A 390-nucleotide genomic window follows, 5' to 3' on the forward strand; every position below is an offset into this window, starting at 1 on the left:
TTTTCCACGACCGGTTCAGGGGCCTTAGCCTGATGCGGCCCGGAATCAGTCCCGTTGTCTTGGAACGTTGCCTCGGCGGCTGGTTGCCGACCCTGGGCAGCTACCTCGGAAATGGGCATGAAGATGGATGTCTCGGCAGAAGGTTGACTGGCGGGCACCGGCGCGACATGAGGGATTTCGGGGGGGGCAGGCCCACGATCGCGATCGAGGATGCGCGATAGGAGGTTCGTCGTACCGGCGTTTTGTTCTGCCTGCTTCTCAAGCTTCTCCAGGAGGAGCTTCTGATGCGCCGCCATCCTCAAGACGGTATCCGAAAGCTTGTCGGTCCTTTCGCCCTGCTCTTTGGAAAGCGCTTCGGCCCGCTCGGTGAACCGACCGACAGAGGCTGCT

At 61.5% G+C, this 390-nt stretch carries 1 protein-coding gene; it reads right to left on the minus strand.

Features of this window, described 5'->3' with window-relative positions; genetic code table 11:
* Positions 1 to 296 (minus strand): hypothetical protein (locus EOA33_RS39640; protein ID WP_210212676.1); only part of this gene is annotated, 296 nt, incomplete at its 3' end.
* Positions 297 to 390: the final 94 nt, after the last annotated feature.

It is taken from the genome of Mesorhizobium sp. M4A.F.Ca.ET.050.02.1.1 (assembly GCF_003997725.1).
Lineage (GTDB): Bacteria > Pseudomonadota > Alphaproteobacteria > Rhizobiales > Rhizobiaceae > Mesorhizobium.